The sequence below is a fragment of the Streptomyces sp. NBC_01716 genome, assembly GCF_036248275.1.
GTDB lineage: Bacteria > Actinomycetota > Actinomycetes > Streptomycetales > Streptomycetaceae > Streptomyces.
Genome location: NZ_CP109181.1, coordinates 6,599,098 through 6,618,624 on the forward strand (window position 1 = coordinate 6,599,098; position 19,527 = coordinate 6,618,624).

A 19,527-nucleotide genomic window follows, 5' to 3' on the forward strand; every position below is an offset into this window, starting at 1 on the left:
GGGCAAGGGTCCTGACCTCGCCTCAGATCCGACGGGGCATCAGGCCCACGCCCTTCAGGGCTCCTTGTTCAGACGACCGCGCCGCGGCCCGGATCGTCGTTCTCCTCGTCGTCCTGCTGCATCCGCGCCACCAGCGTGACGAAACCGCCCAGGAAGCCGCCGATACAGACCGTCGTCAGCCACCAGGTCATCTCCCACTGCAACAGCACCGCGAGGAGCATGAGCACCGGGCCGCCGATCACCGCGAGCCAGGCGAACTTGGCCGTGACGTCGGCCTCCGGCAGCGGCGGCGGCTCCGGCGGTACGAAATGGCCCTCGTCGCTGTCGTCGAGGTCGTCCTCGCCGGGCTCCGCCACCGAGTAGTCGCGCGGCCCCCCGCCGGCGACGCCGGGCGCGAAGACGATCGAGCCGCCGAGCGAGGGCTTGTCCGGCTTGTCGAACTTGCTCGGTTTGACCGGATCGCCGGTCTCGGTGTCCGGCCGGCGCTCGGGCGTCGGCGCCACGGCGGATTCGGCGTCGGCGGCGCCCGGACCGGCGCCCGGACCGGTGCCCGACCCTGCCTCCGGCCTCGTCTCCGGTCCCGCTTCCGACCGGTTCACCGGCCCGAGGTCCGCCTTCGTGGTCCCGGACCCCTTGTCCTTGGGCGGTGCCGGCTCGGAGCTGTTCCGGTCGCTCTCCAGCAGCGCCAGATCCTCGACCGACTTGAAGGGCTTGGCACCCGGCGGATCGGCCGGCTCCTCGCCGTAACCCGCGACGATCGCCGCCCACGCGGCGTCCTCGTCGATCGGCTGCGGCTCACGGTCCGCGTCATGCTCAGCCACCGGTTGTGCTCCCCTTCTTCCCGACGATCGGAGCGAGTCGGCCGATGAACGCGTGGCTCTCCTCGAAAATCCGCTCCGCATCGTGGTCCAACGTCGCCACGTGGTAGCTCTGTTCCAGAATGACTTCACGGATGTCCGTCGACGAGACCCGGCCGAGGATCCTGGCCGAGTCGGCCGGGGGCACGACATGGTCCTGGGGGCTGCGCATCAGCAGCAGCGGCTGGGTGACCTGGGGCAGCTCACCGTCCACCAGCCGGAAGAAGTTCCGCAGGGAGTGCGCGGAGTGCAGCGGCACCCGGTCGTAACCGATCTCCTCGCTGCCCGGCAGCGCGATGTCGCTGCGCAGACCCTTTGTCGTCCGGACGAGGTGACGGGCGACCGGCAGGGCGTACGCCGAAAGGCCGTGCACCTTGTTCCCCGGGTTGACGACCGCGACGCCGGTGACGGCGTGCCCGTGCTTGGCGGCGAGGCGCAGCGCCAGCGTCCCGCCCATGGAGAGACCGAAGACGAAGACCTGCTCGCACCGCTCGGCGATCTCCCGCAGCGCGCGGTCCACCTCCGCGTACCAGTCCTGCCAGCCGGTGATCTGCATGTCCTCCCAGCGCGTGCCGTGCCCGGGGAGCAGCGGCAGCGACACCGTGAGATCCCGGGCGGCCAGATACTCGGCCCAGGGGCGCAGCGACTGCGGGGAACCGGTGAATCCATGGCAGAGGAGGACGCCGACAGCTCCGCCCTCGTGGCGGTACGGCTCGGCTCCAGGAAGGACCGGCACAGGGTCTCCTGTTCGTCAGTCTCGAAGTGGTACTTCACCGTACGCGACCGGACCGACACCGACCAGAGCCGTCGGCGCCCCGGGACGGAACCACCGCGTCCCCCGCGGGTTAAGGTGCGTCGACAGCACACAGGAGGCACCCGAGTTGATCTACCGCGCGATGAAGTTCTCCATCGGAGGGCCGCTCAAGCTTGCGTTCAGACCTTGGGTGGAGGGCATCGAGCACATCCCCGATGACGGGCCCGCGATCCTCGCCAGCAACCATCTCTCGTTCTCCGACTCCTTCTTCCTTCCCGCGGTCCTGAGCCGGAAGGTGACCTTCATCGCCAAGGCGGAGTACTTCACATCGCCGGGCGTGAAGGGCCGGCTCACGGCCGCGTTCTTCAAGGGCGTCGGTCAGCTGCCGGTGGACCGCTCCGGCGCGCGCGGCGCGGGCGAGGCGGCCATCAAGAGCGGCATAGCGGTCCTGCGGAGCGGTGAACTCTTCGGTATCTACCCCGAGGGCACCAGGTCGCCCGACGGACGGCTCTACCGGGGCAAGCCGGGCGGCCTGGCGCGCGTGGCGCTCGCCTCCGGCGCGCCCGTGATCCCGGTCGCCATGATCGACACGGAGAAGATCCAGCCGCCGGGCACGGTGATGCCGAAGCTGATGCGGCCGGGCATCAGGATCGGGCGACCGCTGGACTTCAGCCGGTATCAAGGCATGGAGAACGACCGTTTCATCCTGCGTTCGCTGACCGACGAAGTCATGTACGAGATCATGAAGCTGTCCGGTCAGGAGTACGTCGACATCTACGCGACGGCCGCCAAGCGCAAGATCGCCGAAGAGGCGAAGGCGGCGAAGACGGCGAAACCGCTCAAGCCCGGGAAGACGGAGCAGCCGGGGTAGGCGGGACGGACGGGACCGGGGGGTTGGGGAAACACATGGCCGGACGCGAACGGGTCGTACGGATGTCGGTCGAGCAGCCGCTGTGGCGCGCGCTCACCGCGTACCGCCTGCTGACCATGGTCTACGCCGTCCTGATCGCCGCCTTCGCGCGCGACAAGTTCGAGCGCCCCTGGCTCGCCGCCGGCTACCTCGCCCTCCTCGTCGTCTGGACGGTCGCCACGCTGCCCAAGGTGGCCAACGCCGTCAGCTGCACCAAGCGCTTCCTCGGCGTCGACCTCACCATCGCGCTCGCCGGCGTCCTGCTCACCTCGGTCGTCGACGTGCAGGCCCGGCACGAGGACGGCCCCACCCTGCCGAGCATATGGACCGCAGGCGCCGTCCTCGCCTTCGCTGTCAAGGGCGGCTGGCGCTGGGCGGCCTTCGCCTCCTCGCTGGTCGCCGTCGCCAACCTGGTCGGGCGCGGCAACCCCAGCCGGGACACCCTGCACAACGTGCTGCTCGTCTGGGTCGCGTCCATCGCGATCGGCTACATCGTGGAGGTCGCCCGCGCCTCCGAACGCACCCTGGCGCGCGCCCTGGAGATCGAGGCGGCGACCCGCGAACGCGAGCGGCTGGCGCGCGACATCCACGACAGCGTGCTCCAGGTCCTGGCCATGGTGCAGCGGCGCGGCACCGCGCTCGGGGGCGAGGCGGCGGAGCTGGGCCGGATGGCCGGGGAGCAGGAGGTCGCCCTGCGCACCCTGGTCTCCAGCGGCCTCGTGCCCCCCACGCGCGCCTCCGAGGACGCCTCGCTGGGCGCGGTGGTGCGTCACGTCGACGACGCGGAGTACGGCGCGGAGGGGCGGGGACCCGGGGACGACTGCGGCCCCGACGGGGCCGAGTTGTGGGATCTGCGTACGCTGCTGGCGCCGTTCTCCGGCTCGGCGGTGACACTCGCCGAGCCGGGTGCTCCCGTCCTGCTCCGGCCCGCGGCGGCCAGGGAACTGGCCGCGGCCGTCAACGCCGCCCTGGACAATGTCCGTCAGCACGCGGGCGACGGCGCGCGGTCCTGGATCCTGGTCGAGGACTCACCGGACGAGGTGGTCGTGACCGTCAGGGACGACGGCCCGGGTATCCCGGAGGGGCGTCTCGCCCAGGCGGAGGGGGAGGGACGTCTCGGTGTCGCGCTCTCGATCCGGGGGCGGCTGCGGGAGTTGGGCGGTACGGCCGAGCTGATCTCGGTTCCCGGCCAGGGCACGGAAGTCGAGTTGAAGGTTCCACGGGGGAAGGCGGAGCGATGAGCGAGCAGACGGAGAAGAACGAGCGCGGCGAGGGCGGCGGCGCGGACGGCGCCGTGGCAGGACCGACGCGCGTGATGGTGGTCGACGACCACCCCATGTGGCGCGACGCCGTCGCCCGCGACCTCACCGAGGCCGGCTTCGACGTGGTGGCGACGGCCGGCGACGGCCCTCAGGCGGTGCGCCGCGCGACGGCCACCACCCCCGACGTGATCGTCCTCGACCTCAACCTGCCCGGCATGCCCGGTGTCCAGGTCTGCAAGGAACTGGTCGGCTCCCAGCCCGGCCTGCGGGTCCTGGTCCTCTCGGCGAGCGGCGAGCACGCCGACGTACTCGAAGCGGTGAAGTCCGGCGCCACCGGCTATCTGCTGAAGTCGGCCAGCACGGCCGAGCTGACGGACGCCGTACGGCGCACCGCCGTCGGCGACCCGGTCTTCACTCCCGGACTCGCCGGACTGGTCCTCGGCGAGTACCGCAGGCTCGCCTCGGAGCCCGCCCCCGCCGCGTCCGACGAGCCCAAGGCGCCCCAACTGACCGACCGCGAGACCGAGGTGCTGCGCCTGGTCGCCAAGGGGCTCTCGTACAAGCAGATCGCCGAGCGCCTGGTCATCTCGCACCGCACGGTGCAGAACCACGTACAGAACACCCTCGGCAAGCTCCAGCTGCACAACCGCGTGGAGCTGGTGCGGTACGCGATCGAGCGCGGCCTCGACGACGTGTGACGCGCCGCCGGCGCGCCGTGCGCACCACCGCCGATCGGCAACCGCCCCTCACCGCCCTCTGGTGTTACGGAAATGACCCTGCGCACCATGCCGGGGTGACCTGTGTCACTCAGGCGTGGCTCAGGTGCGTCACCGACGGCGAAGGGAAGTGTTTCCATGCGGGTCGGAGTATTGACCGGGGGCGGCGACTGCCCAGGGCTCAACGCGGTCATTCGAGGCATCGTACGCAAAGGCGTCCAGGAGTACGGGTACGAGTTCACCGGCTTCCGGGACGGCTGGCGCGGACCGCTGGAAGGCGACACCGTACGGCTCGACATCCCCACCGTGCGGGGCATCCTGCCCCGCGGTGGCACCATCCTCGGATCCTCACGCACCAATCCACTCAAGGCGGCCGACGGCATCCGCCGGATCAAGGAGAACCTCGCGGACGGCGGGGTCGACGCGCTCATCGTGATCGGCGGCGAGGACACCCTGGGCGTGGCGGCCCAGCTCTCCGACGAACACGACGTGCCCTGTGTCGGCGTGCCGAAGACCATTGACAACGACCTCTCGGCCACCGACTACACCTTCGGATTCGACACGGCGGTCGGCATCGCGACCGAGGCCATCGACCGCCTCCACACCACCGCCGAGTCGCACATGCGCGTCCTCGTCTGCGAGGTGATGGGGCGGCACGCGGGCTGGATCGCCCTGCACTCGGGTCTCGCGGGCGGCGCGAACGTCATCCTCATCCCGGAACAGCGCTTCGACATCGACCAGGTCTGCGCCTGGGTGACCTCCCGTTTCAAGGCCTCCTACGCGCCCATAGTGGTCATCGCCGAGGGCGCGATGCCCAAGGACGGCGAGGTGATTCTCAAGGACGGGACGCTGGACTCCTTCGGCCATGTCCGGCTGTCGGGTGTCGGCGAGTGGCTCGCCAAGGAGATCGAGAAGCGCACCGGCAAGGAGGCGCGGACCACGGTCCTCGGGCATGTGCAGCGCGGTGGTACGCCCAGCGCGTTCGACCGGTGGCTGGCCACGCGTTTCGGGCTGCACGCGATCGAGGCCGTGAAGGACGGCGACTTCGGCAAGATGGTCGCCCTGCGCGGCACGGACATCGTGCGCGTCCCGATCTCGGAGGCGATAGCGGAACTCAAGACGGTCCAGCCGGAGCTTTACAAAGAAGTCGGCGTCTTCTTCGGCTGACCGGTCACCGATCACCGGCCATGGCCGTACGTACGCGCGGTGGCGTACGTACGGCCAGCCGCCGGCCGGCCGGTCAGCGCAGGCGCTCCGCCCCGCTGCCGCGCATCGCGCCGGCGAGGAGATCACCGACGATCTCCGGCCCGCGCAGCGTCAGTACGGACTCCGGATGGAACTGGACCCCCGCGAAGCCCGGTCCGCGCAGCGCGTGCACCTCTCCCGCGCCGTCCCTGCTGACCTCGATGCCGCGCGCCGCCAGCGCCGCCGCCCGCTCGTCGTCGCAGCGCGCGGTGAAGCTGTTGTAGAAGCCGACGGTCTCCGTCCGGCCGAAGAGTTCGATCCGGGTCTGCGCGCCCTGGTACGGCAGCCGCTTGCGCGCGGTCCTGAGCCCCAGCTCCGCCGCGATCAGCTCGTTGCCGAGGCAGACACCCAGCAGCCCGTGCCGGTGCTCGCGCAGCAGCGCGGCGGTCAGCGCGCGCAGCGTACGCATCCGGGGACCGGCGGCGTCCGACGGGTCTCCCGGCCCCGGGCCGAGCACCACGGGCCCCCGGTGCGCGAGCGCCGCCTCCGTACTGAAGCCGGGTTCGTCGTACCGCCGTACGGTCACCTCCAGACCGGCCGACCGCAGCAGGTGCGCGAGCATCGACGTGAAGGTGTCCTCGCTGTCGACGACCAGCGCGTGCCCCGTCAGCGACGCCGACCGCTCCCGCATCTTCAGCCAGAACGGCGCCAGTTGCGCGCGCCGCGAGTCCAGCGCCGCCCGCACGCGCGGGTCGTCCGCGAGCGCCTTCCGTACGGAGGAGCCGTCCGGCCGCCCCGGGTGCACGCCCAGCGCCGTCAGCACCCCCGCCGCCTTGGCATGGGTCTCGGCGACCTCGCCGGCCGGGTCGGAGTGCCGTACGAGCGTGGCCCCGACCGGCACGCGCAGCCCGCCGTCGGCGCCGATGTCGGCCGTCCGGATCAGGATCGGCGAGTCGAGGGTCTGCGCCCCGCCCGCGTCCCTCCCCACGAGGGCCAGCGCGCCCGCGTAGTAGCCGCGCCCCGTGCCGTCCCGCCCCTGCGGCTCGTACCGCGCGATGACGCGGCAGGCGTTCTGCACCGGCGATCCCGTGACGGTCGCGGCGAACATCGTCTCCCGCAGGACATCACGCACATCGAGCGAGGACCGCCCGCGCAACTCGTACTCCGTGTGCGCGAGATGAGCCATCTCCTTGAGCCGGGGGCCGATCACCACCCCGCCCATGTCACCCACGGTGCACATCATCTTGAGTTCCTCGTCGACGACCATGGACAGCTCGTCGGTCTCCTTGCGGTCGCCGAGGAAGTCGAGCAGCGCCTCGGCGGTCGGCCCCTGCGGCGGATAGCGGAACGTCCCGCTGATGGGATTCATCACGACGGTGCCGCCGCTCATCCGCACATGTACCTCGGGGCTGGCCCCGACCAGGGTCCGGCCGCCCTTGTCCCCGGTGTGCACCACATACGTCCAGTACGCGCCCCGCTCACCGGCCAGCAGCCGCCGGAAGAGCGCGAGCGCGTCGGCGCGCCCGAAGCCGGGGATCCGGCCCTCGAAGGTCCGCCTGATGACGAAGTTGGCCCCCTCGCCACGCCCGATCTCGTCCTCGACGACACGCCGGACGACGTCCGCGTACCGCTCGTCGTCCACGTCGAAGGCGCCGTCCTCGACCTGGACGTGGTGCGCGGGCAGGTGCGCGAGGACCTCCGCGAGCGGCAGCTCGTGCGTTTCGTCGGCAACGAGCACCGCCAGGGGGGTGCCGTCGTCGTGCGCCTCGAAGCCGCGCTCCCGGATCTGCCGGAACGGCACCAGGGCGAGCGAGGGGCGCTCGTCCTCGGCCGGGATGTCGGCCAGCCGCGCCGCCTCGCGCACCTCGCCGATGAGCAGCTCCACGGTGTCGTGGTCCCGCCCCGGTGTGCGGCGGCGCAGCAGGGCGAAGGGCGGGCAGCCGTCGCCGGTGAGCCGGGCCAGGAGCGCGCGGGTGTCCGCGCCGGTGCTGTCTGTACCGGTGCTCTCTGTACGGATGGCGTCAACGCGAGTGATGTCCATACGGGTGGGGTTCCTTCCGGAGAAGAGGAACGGCCCCGATTCCCGGTCCGTGCCGGCCGGCGGGCCGGGAAACACGGAAGGCCGCCCCTCGGGCGGCCTTGCGATTCGGTGTCGAGCGCGTGAATCAGCGGACCGCCGGATGTGCGGTCCACCACCAAGCCTGGTTCAGCTGCGCCAACATGTCGCGGAGCATAACCGACATCCCCCGCGCGTGAAACGAACGCGGAGAGACGTCTCAACCACTGAGAGAGGACATGGACGGCCTCCGGGACCCCGTAATGTTGTCCGCGTGACCGTGAACGCTGACACCCGAGCACCCGCCGTGCAGGCGACCTGGCGAGACCTCCCCGCGGCGCAGCAGCCCGAGTATCCCGATGCCGAGGCCCTGCGCGCTGCCGTCGCGGAGCTCGAAAGCTATCCGCCGCTCGTCTTCGCGGGCGAATGCGACCAGCTCCGCGCCAGGATGGGAGCCGTCGCCAAGAGCGAGGCGTTCCTGCTCCAGGGCGGCGACTGCGCGGAGGCCTTCGACGGCGTGTCCGCCGAGCAGATCCGCAGCAAGCTCAAGACCCTGCTCCAGATGGGCGCGGTCCTCACCTACGCGGCCGCCGTGCCGGTCGTGAAGGTGGGCAGGATCGCCGGCCAGTACTCGAAGCCGCGCTCCAAGCCCACCGAGACACGTGACGGCGTGACGCTGCCCACCTACCGCGGCGACTCCGTCAACGGCTTCGCCTTCACCGAAGAGGCCCGCGTCCCGGACCCCGAGCGCCTGAAGCGGATGTACCACGCGTCCGCCGCGACGCTCAACCTGGTGCGTGCCTTCACCACCGGTGGCTACGCGGACCTGCGCCAGGTGCACGCCTGGAACCAGGACTTCGTGAAGTCGTCCCCGTCCGGCCAGCGTTACGAGCGGCTCGCCCGGGAGATCGACAACGCGCTGAACTTCATGAAGGCGGCGGGCACCGACCCGGCGGAGTTCCGTACGGTCGAGTTCTTCTCCTCGCACGAGGCGCTGCTCCTCGACTACGAGTCGGCGCTGACCCGCGTCGACTCGCGCACCGGCAAGCTGTACGACGTCTCGGGCCACATGGTCTGGATCGGCGAGCGCACCCGTCAACTGGACGGCGCGCACATCGAGTTCGCCTCGCGGATCGCCAACCCGATCGGCATCAAGCTCGGCCCGACGACGACCGTGGACGACGCGCTCAGCTACATCGACCGGCTCGACCCCGAGCGCGAGCCCGGCCGGCTGACCTTCGTCGTCCGGATGGGCGCCGACAAGGTCAGGGACAAGCTCCCCGAGCTGGTCGAGAAGGTCACCGCGTCCGGCGCGACCGTGGCCTGGGTGACCGACCCGATGCACGGCAACACCTTCGAGGCGGCGTCCGGCCACAAGACCCGCCGGTTCGACGACGTGCTGGACGAGGTCAAGGGCTTCTTCGAGGTCCACAAGGCCCTCGGCACGCACCCGGGCGGCATCCATGTCGAGCTGACCGGCGAGGACGTCACCGAATGTGTGGGCGGCGGCGACGAGATCTTCGTCGACGACCTTCACCAGCGGTACGAGACGGCCTGCGACCCCCGGCTCAACCGCAGCCAGTCGCTCGATCTGGCCTTCCTGGTCGCGGAGATGTACCGGGCGCAGTAGGACCTGACGGCAGCCGCGGCAGGCACGCGGGAGACATACGAGGAGTGGGGCGCGGATCGCGATGTGATCCGCGCCCCACCCATGCAGGGGGGTCTGTCGCGCACGCCGGGCGGCGGGGTAAGGTTAGGTTTGCCTCACCGTTCAGAACGGGGACGGCGCCAGCCAACGACCCCGCCGGGAGGTGAACCGCGTGTACATCTGCTCCTGCTTCGGCATCACCGAGCAGCAGGTACGGGAACACGCGGCGGCGGGCGCGTGCACCCCCCGCCAGATCGCGTCGGCCTCCAAGGCCGGCACCGACTGCGGGTCGTGCGTACGAAGCATCCAGTCGCTCCTCGGGCGCGGCGGCTGCCCGCGCCGTGAGCTGCTGGGGACGGCCGCGGAGCCCGCGATCGTGGAGACGGCGGTCTCCCAGCCGGTGCGGCCGGTGCTCGCGCAGTCGGGTGCCGTACAGGCTGTGGCCACCTCGGCCGGCCTGGAAGCCGCCTGACGCGCGGCTACGCCGTCAGCTGTCCGGCTGCTCGATCAACTGGGCGATGTAGAGCGGCTCGCCGAGCTTCTCGACCAGATCAAGCTGGGTCTCCAGATAGTCGATGTGGTGCTCCTCGTCCTTGAGGATCGACTCGAAGATCTTCGCGGACGTGATGTCGGACTTGGCCCGCATGAGCTCGATCCCGCGCCGCAGCCGGTCGATCGCCTCGATCTCGATCTGCCGGTCGAGGTTGAACATCTCGGTGACCGTCTGGCCGACCCGTACATGGAAAAGCCGCTGATAATTCGGCAGACCCTCCAGGAAGAGAATCCGGTCGGTCAGAACCTCCGCGTGCCTCATTTCGTCGAACGACTCGGATCGGGTGTACTTCGCGAGCTTCGTCCAACCGAAGTTCTCCTGCATTTTCGCGTGCAGGAAGTACTGGTTGATCGCGGTCAATTCGGCGGTCAGCTGCTCATTCAGGAACTCGATGACCTCGGGGTCGCCCTGCATCGCAGAGACTCCTTCCGCACGGGGAGTGGCAGTTCGCGCATCCTTGCACCACGCATGAAAAGCGTCCAGTAAGTCCATCCTTAGTAGTAGTTGCCCGAATCGGTCGGTACCTGGTCATGACCACCCTTCGCGGTCTGTCACCATGGAAGGCATGGGTCAGCCGGAAAGCCGGGAAGAGCGGGAGTCCGCGCAGTCCGGGCTTCCGCCGGGGCAGCGGCTCCAGCGCGGCTGGCCGGTCACCCATTACGGGCCCGTGCCCAAGTTCAAGCCGGACCGCTGGGAGTTCCGGGTCTTCGGCGCCACGGCCGACGGTGAGAAGCGCTGCTGGAATCACGAGGAGTTTTCGGCCCTGCCGTTCTCCACGGTCGTCGCCGATCTGCATTGCGTCACAAAATTCAGCATGCTCGGGGCCGAATGGGGCGGTGTACTCGCCCGTACCATCCTGGAACTGGCGCCGCCCGCGGCCACCGTGACCCATGTGATGGTCTGGGCCGAGTACGGCTACAGCGCCAATATCCGGCTCGCCGACTTCGCGTCGGAACGGACCGTCTTCGCCACCCACAAAGGCGGCGAACTCCTCACCGCCGAGCACGGATTTCCGCTGCGGCTCGTCGTCCCGCATCTCTACGCGTGGAAGGGCCCGAAATGGGTCCGGGGCGTGGAGTACATGACCGCCGACCGCCGCGGTTTCTGGGAGGAGCGCGGCTACCACAACATCGGCGACCCCTGGTCCGAGCAGCGCTACTCCTACCAGGAAGTCCCCGGAGACGGCCCCGAGATCTAGGACAGGACCTGGGGCCTTACCCGTGCTCGCGCAGCTTCTTGAGCAGGGCCACGTCCGCCGCGTGGCCCTCCTTGCCGCCGGGGGTCTCGATCACCAGCGGAACGCCCTCGGTCGCCGGATGCGAGAACAGCGCCCGGAACGGCTCCTCGCCGATATGGCCCGCGCCGACGTTCACATGCCGGTCCTTGAGGGCGCCGCAGACGTCCTTGGAGTCGTTGGCGTGGATCAGCCGCAGCCGCCCGGGACCCACCGTCTCCACGAGCTCGTCCAGCGTCCGGCGTGTCCCTCCGGGCGCGGCCAGATTGTGGCCCGCGGCGAAGATGTGGCACGTGTCGAGGCAGACACCGAGCTTGGGGTGCGAGTCCAGCGCGGCGAAGTACGGACCGAAGTCCCCGGCCAGCGAACAGAGCGAGGAGCCCTGCCCCGCGGTCGACTCCAGCAGCAGATACGGGTCGTCGTCGTGTGTCAGCTCGTCGAGAAGCGGCAGCAGCAGCTCCCGTACCTGCGCCAGCGCCACCTCGCGCGTCCGCCCGCCGGTCGCCGATCCGGTGTGCACGACGACGCCCGGCGCGCCGATCTCCCGGCCCCGGCGAAGGCTGTGCCGCAGCGACTCCACGGACCTCTCGGCCGTCTCCGGCGTGTGGGAGCCGAAGTTGATCAGGTAGGGCGCGTGGATGTACGCGGACAGCCCCTCGGCCGCGCACTCCGCTCGGAACCGTTCGTCCTGCGCGGGATTCCCGCGCGGTGTCGCCCAGCCCCGCGGGTTGGCGACGAAGACCTGGACGGTCTCGGCGCCGATGTCACGCGCCCAGGCCAGCCCCACGCGGGCGAGACCGCCCGCCACCGGAACATGGCCGCCTACGGGATTGCGCGGGCGGTCGGGGAGCGTCAAGCCTCAGATTCCCTTGGTCGTGATGGTGATGGTGCTGCCCTCTGGGGCCTCTTCGCCGCCGTCGACGGACTGCTTCTCCACGGTGTCGTCGAGGAACGGGAAGCTCCGGTCGACCTTCACCTCGAAGCCCGCCTCCGACAGCTCCGTCTTCGCGGCGTCTATAGACTTCCCGGTGACGTCCGGGACGGCGATCATCCGCGGGCCCTTGGAGATGGTCAGCGTGACGCTGTCGCCGCGGGCGAGCTTGGTGCCCTCCTTCGCGGACTGCCCGGCCACCGACCCAGCGTCCTCAGGGGAGTTGACCCGCTCGGCCGCGATCCTCACGTCGAGTCCCGCGTCCTCCAGCGAGGCGGTCGCCTCCTCCTCGGACTGACCGGTCACGTCGGGCATGTGGACCGGGCTGCCCTTGCTGACGACCAGCGCCACTCCCGCGTCGGGCCGCAGCTCCGTACCCGCCTTCGGCTGGGTGCGGATGATGTCGCCCTGATCGGTCTGCTGGTCGAAGGAGCGGGTGACGACGCCGGGCGCGAGCCCGGCCTTCCTGAGGGCGTCCTTGGCGTCGGCCAGCGACTTGCCGGCCAGATCCGGGACCCGCACGATCTCCGGGCCGCGTGAGATGACGAGGGTCACCGACCCGTTGCCCCGTATCCGCGACCGCGGCTCGGGGTCGGTGCGCATGACCGTGCCGCGCTCGAACGTCCCGCTGAAGTCCATTTCCACCTTCGCGTCCAGACCGGCGTCGGCGAGGCGCTTCTTCGCGACCTGCTCGGTCTGTCCGAGGACGGAGGGGACACGGGTGAACTGCCCGGAGTTGATGTACCAGACCCCGACGCCCACACCGAGCACCAGCAGCGCGGCCACCACGATGGCGACGACGCCCCTGGGGGGTCCGGACGCGCCCCGGCCGCCCCGGCGGCGCGCGAAAGGCTGTCGCGGCGGGGCGGGCGGTCCCGGCGGCGGCAGCGTGAGCCGGCTGGTGCGGCGGACCTGGTCGTCTCCCGAGGAGGCGGCCGGGCCGGGCGTACCGGATTCGTCGGCCGACACCGGGGAGCGGACAAGGCGCGGAATCACGCTCGTACGGTCGTCGGAGCCGTCGCCGAGGCCATCACCCGCACCGGTGGCCGGTGCGGCTCCGGAGGGGGCCAGGGAGGCGTCCCGCGAGCGTCCGGCCCCGCCGTCGACGCTGTCGTGGCTGTCCTGGGACGGCTCCGAGGCGGCGCCCACCCTTGTGCCGCCCGTGCGGCCCTTGCCGCTCTTGCCGGCCTTCGTGCCGGCGGCGGCCGACGTGGTCGTGGACGTCGTCGCCTGCGGCGGCATCGCGTCCAGCTGCGCGTCGTCGAGCGCGGCGCGTGTCTCCCGGGTCATCGCGAGAAGCGCCACCGCGTCCTCGGGGCGGATCTCCGGATTGCGGGCGGTGGCCGCCGCGACCAGCTCGTCCAGCTCGATCGCCATTCCGGGCACGGCGGCGGACGGCGCGGGCACGTCCTCGTTCAGATGGAGGTAGAGCACCTGCGCGGGGGTGTCCCCGCCGTGCGGCTTGGCGCCGGTCAGCATCTCGTGCAGGACGACACCGCACGCGTACACGTCGACCCGGGTGTCGGAGGTGCCGTACTCGATCTGCTCGGGGGCGAGATAGGAGACCGTGCCGAGGATCGTGCCGCTGGTGTTGGTGACCGAGCCGACGGCCCGTACGAGGCCGAAGTCGGCGACCTTCACCCGGCCGTCGTCCCCTATCAGGACGTTCTCCGGCTTGATGTCCCGGTGGATGAAGCCGGCCCGGTGCGCGGCGCCCAGCGCGGCCAGCATCGGCTCCAGGATGTCGAGGGCGGCACGCGGCTGGAGGGCGCCGCGCTCGCGCAGGACGTCCCGCAGCGTGCAGCCCTCCACGTACTCCATCGCCAGATACACGTACGCGCCCTCGGCGCCCTGGTCGAAGACCCCCACCACGTTCGGGTGCGCCAGCCGCGCCACGGACTTGGCCTCGCGGATGAAGCGCTCCACGAAGACCGAGTCGGTCGCCAGAGCGGGGTGCATCACCTTCAGGGCCAGGACCCGGTCGAGCCGGGTGTCGACAGCGCGGTAGACCGTGGCCATGCCGCCGACGGCGATGCGCGCGTCGACGCGGTAACGGCCGTCGAGCACCTGCCCGACAAGAGGGTCCTTGAGCGTCGTATCCACCCGGCCGATTCTACGAGCCGCCACCGACACTCCCGCAGCCCCGGGTGAGGCCGGACGCGCCAATGGAGCCGTCTTGTGACAGCGCGCACACCACTTCGCGGCAATCGGCCGACACCCTTCCGGCCGCCGTCCCCCGGGGCGCCCTCCGGCCCTCCCGGAACGGGGGTCAGAAGGCCGGCCGCTCCGGGTCCAGTACCGCCAGCCCCTCCTTGGGAGACGAGGCGTCGGCGAAGTGCCGGCGCGGGATGCGCCCCGCGCGGTGGGCCAGCCGGCCCGCCTCGACCGCGTGCCGCATCGCCTCGGCCATCAGCACGGGCTCCTGGGCGCGTGTGACCGCCGACGCCAGCATGACCGCCGCGCAGCCCAGCTCCATGGCGAGCGCCGCGTCGGAGGCCGTGCCCGCCCCCGCGTCCAGGATGACCGGCACGCGCGCGTGGCCGGTGATCAGCTCGAAGTTGTGCGGGTTACGGATGCCCAGACCCGATCCGATCGGTGACCCGAGCGGCATGATCGCCGCGCAGCCCACGTCCTCCAGCTTCCTCGCGAGCACCGGATCGTCGTTCGTGTACGGCAGGACGGTGAAGCCGTCGTCCACCAACGTCTCGGCGGCGTCGAGCAGTTCGATCGGGTCGGGCAGCAGCGTCCGTTCGTCGGCGACCACTTCGAGCTTGATCCAGCCGGTGCCCAGCGCCTCACGCGCCAGCCGGGCCGTGAGGACCGCCTCGCCCGCGGTGAAGCAGCCGGCTGTGTTCGGGAGCACCCGGATGCCGAGCCGGTCGAGCACCGACAGGACGGAGCCCTGCACGGTCGGGTCGAGCCTGCGCATGGCGACGGTGGTGAGCTCGGTGCCGGAGGCGGTCAGGGACCTTTCCAGTACGTCGAGGCTGGGCGCGCCGCCCGTCCCCATGATGAGCCGGGAGTTGAGTGCGGTGCCGCCGATGACGAGCCTGTCGTCGGACATCTGGTTCAGCCTCCCTGGACAGCGGTGAGGACTTCGACGCGGTCGCCGTCGGACAGGGTGGTGGCCGACCAGCGCCCGCGCGGGACGACGGTCTCGTTGAGCGCGGCGGCGACGCCGGACGGGGCGGGGGTGAGGGTCGCGACGAGGACGTCGAGGGTGACGGGGCCGGTGAGGACGCGGGTCTCGCCGTTCACCGAGACGGTCACGGAGGAGTCCGCGGGCGGGTTCGTGGGCGGGTTCGCGTGCGGATCGAGGGGCGGATTCACGGTGTCTGTCATGCGTGCTGCTCCTGACCTGCGGAGACGGCGGGGGAGAGACCCGGCGCCGGGCCGGGCGCGAACGTGGGCGAGAAGCGGTCCGGTGTGAAGGGCCGTGCGTCGTCGGGGAGTTCACCCGTCGTGAGCACGGTGGCCATCACCTGGCCCGTGACCGGCGTCAGGAGCACCCCGTTGCGGTGGTGCCCGGTGGCCAGATGCAGGCCGGGCAGCGCGGTCGGGCCGAGCAGCGGGGCGTTGTCCGGCGATGTCGGCCGCAGCCCCGCGCGGGTCTCGGTGAGCGGCAGTTCGGTGATGCCGGGGAGCAGTTCATGGGCGTCGCGCAGGAGTTCGTACACCCCGCCCGCCGTCACCGTCGTGTCCCAGCCGAGCTCCTCGCTCGTGGCGCCGACGACCAGCTCGCCGTTCTCGCGCGGCACCAGATAGACATGGCTGCCGCGGACCTCGGCCCGCAGTGTCCGGGAGAGGAAGGGTGCGTACGGGCGCGGCACCGTCAGCCGCAGGACCTGGCCCTTGACGGGCCGTACCGGCGGCAGGACGTCGTCCGGCACCCCGGCGAGCCGCCCGCTGAGGCTGCCGCCGGCGATGACCACCTGCTCGGCGCCGAGTTCGGTGCCGCCTGCGACGGTGACTCCGGCGGCCCGGTCCCGGACCACCCGCAGCCTCTCGGCCCATGCCCGGTGGAAGACCACCCCGGCCCGCTCGCAGGCCGTCACGAGGGCCGCCGCGAGCCTGCGCGGGTCGATCTGGTGGTCGCCGTCGGCCCGCAGCCCGCCGCGTACGCCAGGGGCGAGCATCGGCTCCAGCCGCCGGCACTCGCGGCCGGTGAGCCATTCGGACTCCAGGCCCGACCTCCTTTGGAGGGCGTGGAGTTCACGCAGCCGCGCCCGGTCGTCGGAGTCGAGAGCGACCGCGAGCGTGCCGCAGGCGCGGTAGCCGGTGTCCTGCCCGGTGGCGGACTCCAACTCGGCGACGAAGTCCGGATAGAGCCGCGCGGAGGCGATGTTCAGCCCCAGCAGGGTCTGCTCGCCGTGGTCGAGTTCGCTGACGGGGGCGAGCATCCCGGCGGCGACCCGCGCGGCCCCGCCGCCGGGCTCGGGGTCGACGACGGTGACGCCGAGCCCGCGCTGTGCCGCGCGCCAGGCGGTGACGAGGCCGATGACGCCGCCCCCGACGACCAGGACGTCGGTGTGCCGGGGACCCGGGCCGGCCGACGGGTCCGGAGACCTGCCCGGAGAGGTCTCCGGACCGGATTGCCCCAACGGAACGTGAGATGAGCGCATGGGCGTCCAGCTCCTCCCTTCGCCGGCATGACCCGGATCAGGTTCGTACGGTCGGAGGCCGCGTCAGCCTCCCTCTCAGCCCGGTGCGTACGGGCTCCCGCGAGGTGTGAAGTCTCTTGTTCGCTACTGCCGACAGATGCTTCCGGGTCAGCGTAACCCCCGCTCCCCGCGCCCTGTAAGGGCGTCGTCGTCCCGGCCCGATCCAAAAGCCAGACCCTAAGGTGATCAGGTGAACGAGCAGCGGAAGCAGGCGGACCGGCGGCGCACCGTCATCGTCGGCGCGGGCATGGCGGGCGTACAGACCGCCGTCGCCCTGCGTGAACTGGGCTACGGCGGCCCCGTCACCCTCATCGGAGCCGAGCCCCACCAGCCCTACGACAGGCCCCCACTCTCGAAGGCCGTCCTCCTTGGGACGGCGGAGAGTTCGGCCTTCGACGTGGACTTCGGCGCGCTCTCCCTGGAGCTGCGGCTGGGACTCGAAGTGACCGGAGTGCGCCCCGACGACCACGAGGTGGACACGGCGGCGGGGCCGGTCCCGTACGACGTACTGGTCCTCGCCACCGGCGCCGAACCGATCACCCTCCCCGGCACCGGGGACACGCCCGGTGTCCATCTGCTGCACACCCTGGACGACGCCGCGCGGCTGCGCCCCGTCCTGGACCGCCGGAACCACGTCGTCGTGGTCGGCGCGGGCTGGATCGGCGCCGAGTTCACCACCGCCGCCAGGGAGGCCGACTGCGCGGTGACCGTCGTCGAGGCCGCGGACCGTCCGCTCGCGGGCGCCCTGCCGGCCGAGGTCGCCACTCCGATGGGGGACTGGTACGCGCAGAGCGGCGCGGAACTCCTCACCCACGCGCGCGTGACGCGCATCGGGCCCGGCACGGTGGCCCTCGCCGACGGCCGCGAGCTGTCGGCGGACGCGGTCGTCGTGGGCATCGGCGCCAGACCCGCCACGGCCTGGCTGGCGGGCTCCGGCATCGTGACCGGCCCCGAGGGCGCCGTCACGGCCGACGACCGGCTGCGCACGTCACGGGCCGACGTGTACGCGGTCGGGGACTGCGCCTCGTTCCCCTCGGCCCGCTACGGCGAGCGGCTGCTGGTGCACCACTGGGACAACGCGCTCCAGGGGCCGCGCACGGTCGCCGCGGACATCGTGGGGGAGGCCCACGAGCCGTACGACCCCGTGCCGTACTTCTGGTCCGAGCAGTTCGGCCGCTTCGTGCAGTACGCGGGCCATCACGCGCGGGCCGACACGCTGCTGTGGCGCGGCGACCCGGCGACCGCGGCCTGGTCGGTCCTGTGGCTGCGCGACGGGGCGCTGGTGTCGCTGATGACCGTCGGCCGGCCGCGTGATCTGGCGCAGGGCCGCAAGCTCGTCGCGTCGGGCGCGCGGATCGACACACGGCGGGCCGCCGACCCGGCCGTACCGCTCAAATCGACGGTTCTCTGACCTCGCCCGACGCCGCCCGGAGACCCGTTCGCCGCCCGGCTCGGCTTCCGACTGTCAGTCCGGGATGGCAGGCTTGTCCTGTGACTGAGATTGACGCAAAGATCGATGCTCTCGTCCCTGCCTGGCTTCACCTGCCCGATATCGCCGAAATGCTGGATATCGAGGTGACGCGTGTGCGTCAGCTGGTGAAGGAAGGCACGCTGATCGCCGTGCGCCGCGGGGAGAACCGCGCGCTCCAGGTGCCGGCCGCCTTCATCGACGGCAACAAGGTCGTCAAGGGCCTCGCCGGGACCTTGACGCTCCTGAGGGACGACAGCTTCACCGACGAAGAGATGCTTGAGTGGCTCTTCACTCCCGACCCGTCCCTGCCGGGCACGCCCGCGCAGGCCCTCAGCGAGAATCGCGGTACGGAGGTGAAGCGCCGCGCTCAGGCGCTCGCCGTCTGACGACACCACCACCGGCCGTGCGCGGGGCGGAGCGCTCCGCCCCGCGCACGGCCGTTACGGAGAAGCGCTCCGACAGACACCGATCCGACGGGGGAGACCCGCATGCCCGCAGCGCCCGGTGCGCCCAGCGCACTCGATCTGCTGTCCGACGCCCGGCTCTATCTGTGTACGGACGCGCGGAAGCGGCAGGGGGATCTCCCGGAGTTCCTGGACGCCGTCCTCACCTCCGGTGTGGACATCGTGCAGCTGCGTGACAAGGGCATGGAGGCGGCCGAGGAGCTGGAGCACCTCCAGGCCTTCGCCGACGCCTGCCGGCGCCACGGCAAGCTCCTCGCGGTGAACGACCGGGCCGACGTGGCGCACGCCATCGGCTCCGACGTGCTGCATCTGGGCCAGGGCGACCTGCCCGTCTCCGCCGCCCGCGCCATTCTCGGTACGGAGCTGCTGATCGGCCGCTCCACGCACTCCGAGGCCGAGGCGATGGCGGCGGCCGGTGAGCCCGGTGTGGACTACTTCTGCACGGGTCCCTGCTGGCCCACCCCCACCAAGCCCGGCCGGCACGCGCCGGGGCTCGGCCTCGTGCGGTACGCGGCGTCGCTGGCCACCCGGCGCCCGTGGTTCGCGATCGGCGGGATCGACGCGGGCAACCTCGAAGAGGTGCTGGACGCCGGGGCCCGCCGGGTCGTGGTCGTCAGGGCCGTCACGGAGGCGGACGATCCGGCCATGGCGGCGGCCGGTCTCGCCAAGCGCGTCCGCGACCGAGTGGCCTGACATCCGGCGCCCGGCCGCCCGGCAAGCCGGCGCCTGCCCCGCCCGCCCTCGATCTTCGGTGTCCGTACCGTCCGAGGGATGGACAGGGATGGTGTGAAACGAACAAATCGCCCTGGTCTGGTTGGGTGATCG

19 protein-coding genes and 1 riboswitch are annotated in these 19,527 nt (G+C 71.4%); of the genes, 10 read left to right on the forward strand and 9 right to left on the reverse strand.

Annotation, left to right across the window (positions count from 1 at the left end; genetic code table 11):
* Positions 1 to 68: 68 nt before the first annotated feature.
* Both OIE74_RS29085 and OIE74_RS29090 read right to left on the reverse strand, forming a co-directional pair.
* The gene (locus tag OIE74_RS29085) at positions 69 to 821 is read right to left on the reverse strand and encodes a hypothetical protein (RefSeq protein ID WP_329388806.1); all 753 of its coding nucleotides are present in this window, start codon (positions 819 to 821) and stop codon (positions 69 to 71) included.
* Positions 814 to 1,593 carry an alpha/beta hydrolase gene (locus OIE74_RS29090; RefSeq protein ID WP_329388808.1) on the reverse strand — a complete coding sequence of 260 codons (780 nt, stop codon included), beginning with the start codon at positions 1,591 to 1,593 and terminating at the stop codon, positions 814 to 816. The genes OIE74_RS29085 and OIE74_RS29090 overlap by 8 nt, the downstream gene beginning before the upstream one ends.
* A gap of 145 nt (positions 1,594 to 1,738) precedes the next feature.
* Here OIE74_RS29090 and OIE74_RS29095 point away from each other — a divergent pair, with 145 nt between their 5' ends.
* The 4 genes from OIE74_RS29095 (at position 1,739) to OIE74_RS29110 (ending at position 5,666) form a co-directional block, all read left to right on the forward strand.
* A complete protein-coding gene (locus tag OIE74_RS29095; RefSeq protein ID WP_329388810.1) occupies positions 1,739 to 2,482 on the forward strand; it encodes a lysophospholipid acyltransferase family protein in 744 nt (247 codons plus the stop codon).
* Between the two features lie 35 nt (positions 2,483 to 2,517).
* The gene (gene macS / locus OIE74_RS29100) at positions 2,518 to 3,762 is read left to right on the forward strand and encodes a MacS family sensor histidine kinase (RefSeq protein WP_329388812.1); all 1,245 of its coding nucleotides are present in this window, start codon (positions 2,518 to 2,520) and stop codon (positions 3,760 to 3,762) included.
* A gap of 74 nt (positions 3,763 to 3,836) precedes the next feature.
* On the forward strand, positions 3,837 to 4,481 hold the full coding sequence (locus OIE74_RS29105) for a response regulator transcription factor (protein WP_329392483.1): 645 nt from the start codon (positions 3,837 to 3,839) through the stop codon (positions 4,479 to 4,481).
* A 156-nt stretch (positions 4,482 to 4,637) separates the two neighbouring features.
* The gene (locus OIE74_RS29110) at positions 4,638 to 5,666 is read left to right on the forward strand and encodes a 6-phosphofructokinase (protein ID WP_329388814.1); all 1,029 of its coding nucleotides are present in this window, start codon (positions 4,638 to 4,640) and stop codon (positions 5,664 to 5,666) included.
* Positions 5,667 to 5,739: 73 nt separating this feature from the next.
* On the opposite strand, the gene OIE74_RS29115 is transcribed toward OIE74_RS29110, so the two are convergent.
* Entirely contained in the window at positions 5,740 to 7,725 is a 1,986-nt protein-coding gene (locus tag OIE74_RS29115) for an anthranilate synthase family protein (protein WP_329388816.1), read from the reverse strand.
* Between the two features lie 289 nt (positions 7,726 to 8,014).
* Here OIE74_RS29115 and OIE74_RS29120 point away from each other — a divergent pair, with 289 nt between their 5' ends.
* Positions 8,015 to 9,370 (forward strand): class II 3-deoxy-7-phosphoheptulonate synthase, encoded by a 1,356-nt coding sequence (locus OIE74_RS29120; protein ID WP_329388818.1) that lies wholly within the window; start codon positions 8,015 to 8,017, stop codon positions 9,368 to 9,370.
* Between the two features lie 190 nt (positions 9,371 to 9,560).
* The gene (locus OIE74_RS29125) at positions 9,561 to 9,860 is read left to right on the forward strand and encodes a (2Fe-2S)-binding protein (RefSeq protein WP_329388820.1); all 300 of its coding nucleotides are present in this window, start codon (positions 9,561 to 9,563) and stop codon (positions 9,858 to 9,860) included.
* A gap of 15 nt (positions 9,861 to 9,875) precedes the next feature.
* Here OIE74_RS29125 and bfr read toward each other — a convergent pair whose 3' ends face one another.
* Positions 9,876 to 10,355, reverse strand: coding sequence for a bacterioferritin (gene bfr / locus OIE74_RS29130; RefSeq protein ID WP_329388823.1), 480 nt, complete (start codon positions 10,353 to 10,355; stop codon positions 9,876 to 9,878).
* A 151-nt stretch (positions 10,356 to 10,506) separates the two neighbouring features.
* Between bfr and OIE74_RS29135 the strand changes: the two genes are divergently transcribed.
* The gene (locus OIE74_RS29135) at positions 10,507 to 11,139 is read left to right on the forward strand and encodes a sulfite oxidase-like oxidoreductase (protein ID WP_329388825.1); all 633 of its coding nucleotides are present in this window, start codon (positions 10,507 to 10,509) and stop codon (positions 11,137 to 11,139) included.
* Positions 11,140 to 11,155: 16 nt separating this feature from the next.
* Here the strand turns inward: OIE74_RS29135 and OIE74_RS29140 are convergent, their stop codons facing one another.
* The 5 genes from OIE74_RS29140 to thiO form a co-directional block, all read right to left on the reverse strand.
* A complete protein-coding gene (locus OIE74_RS29140; RefSeq protein WP_329388827.1) occupies positions 11,156 to 12,031 on the reverse strand; it encodes a deoxyribonuclease IV in 876 nt (291 codons plus the stop codon).
* Between the two features lie 3 nt (positions 12,032 to 12,034).
* The gene (locus OIE74_RS29145) at positions 12,035 to 14,209 is read right to left on the reverse strand and encodes a Stk1 family PASTA domain-containing Ser/Thr kinase (RefSeq protein ID WP_329388829.1); all 2,175 of its coding nucleotides are present in this window, start codon (positions 14,207 to 14,209) and stop codon (positions 12,035 to 12,037) included.
* A 166-nt stretch (positions 14,210 to 14,375) separates the two neighbouring features.
* Positions 14,376 to 15,170, reverse strand: coding sequence for a thiazole synthase (locus OIE74_RS29150; protein WP_329388831.1), 795 nt, complete (start codon positions 15,168 to 15,170; stop codon positions 14,376 to 14,378).
* Positions 15,171 to 15,175: 5 nt separating this feature from the next.
* Complete coding sequence (gene thiS / locus OIE74_RS29155; RefSeq protein WP_329392484.1) at positions 15,176 to 15,376, reverse strand: sulfur carrier protein ThiS; 201 nt, start codon at positions 15,374 to 15,376, stop codon at positions 15,176 to 15,178.
* A 68-nt stretch (positions 15,377 to 15,444) separates the two neighbouring features.
* Positions 15,445 to 16,728 carry a glycine oxidase ThiO gene (thiO, locus tag OIE74_RS29160; RefSeq protein WP_329388833.1) on the reverse strand — a complete coding sequence of 428 codons (1,284 nt, stop codon included), beginning with the start codon at positions 16,726 to 16,728 and terminating at the stop codon, positions 15,445 to 15,447.
* Positions 16,725 to 16,839: riboswitch (TPP riboswitch) on the reverse strand. Its footprint overlaps the gene before it by 4 nt.
* Positions 16,840 to 17,014: 175 nt before the next feature.
* Between thiO and OIE74_RS29165 the strand changes: the two genes are divergently transcribed.
* The 3 genes from OIE74_RS29165 (at position 17,015) to thiE (ending at position 19,395) form a co-directional block, all read left to right on the forward strand.
* Positions 17,015 to 18,178 (forward strand): NAD(P)/FAD-dependent oxidoreductase, encoded by a 1,164-nt coding sequence (locus OIE74_RS29165; RefSeq protein ID WP_443076385.1) that lies wholly within the window; start codon positions 17,015 to 17,017, stop codon positions 18,176 to 18,178.
* A gap of 80 nt (positions 18,179 to 18,258) precedes the next feature.
* Entirely contained in the window at positions 18,259 to 18,624 is a 366-nt protein-coding gene (locus tag OIE74_RS29170; RefSeq protein WP_031231907.1) for an Rv2175c family DNA-binding protein, read from the forward strand.
* A 102-nt stretch (positions 18,625 to 18,726) separates the two neighbouring features.
* Entirely contained in the window at positions 18,727 to 19,395 is a 669-nt protein-coding gene (gene thiE, locus OIE74_RS29175) for a thiamine phosphate synthase (protein WP_329388837.1), read from the forward strand.
* The last annotated feature ends 132 nt before the right edge of the window (positions 19,396 to 19,527 follow it).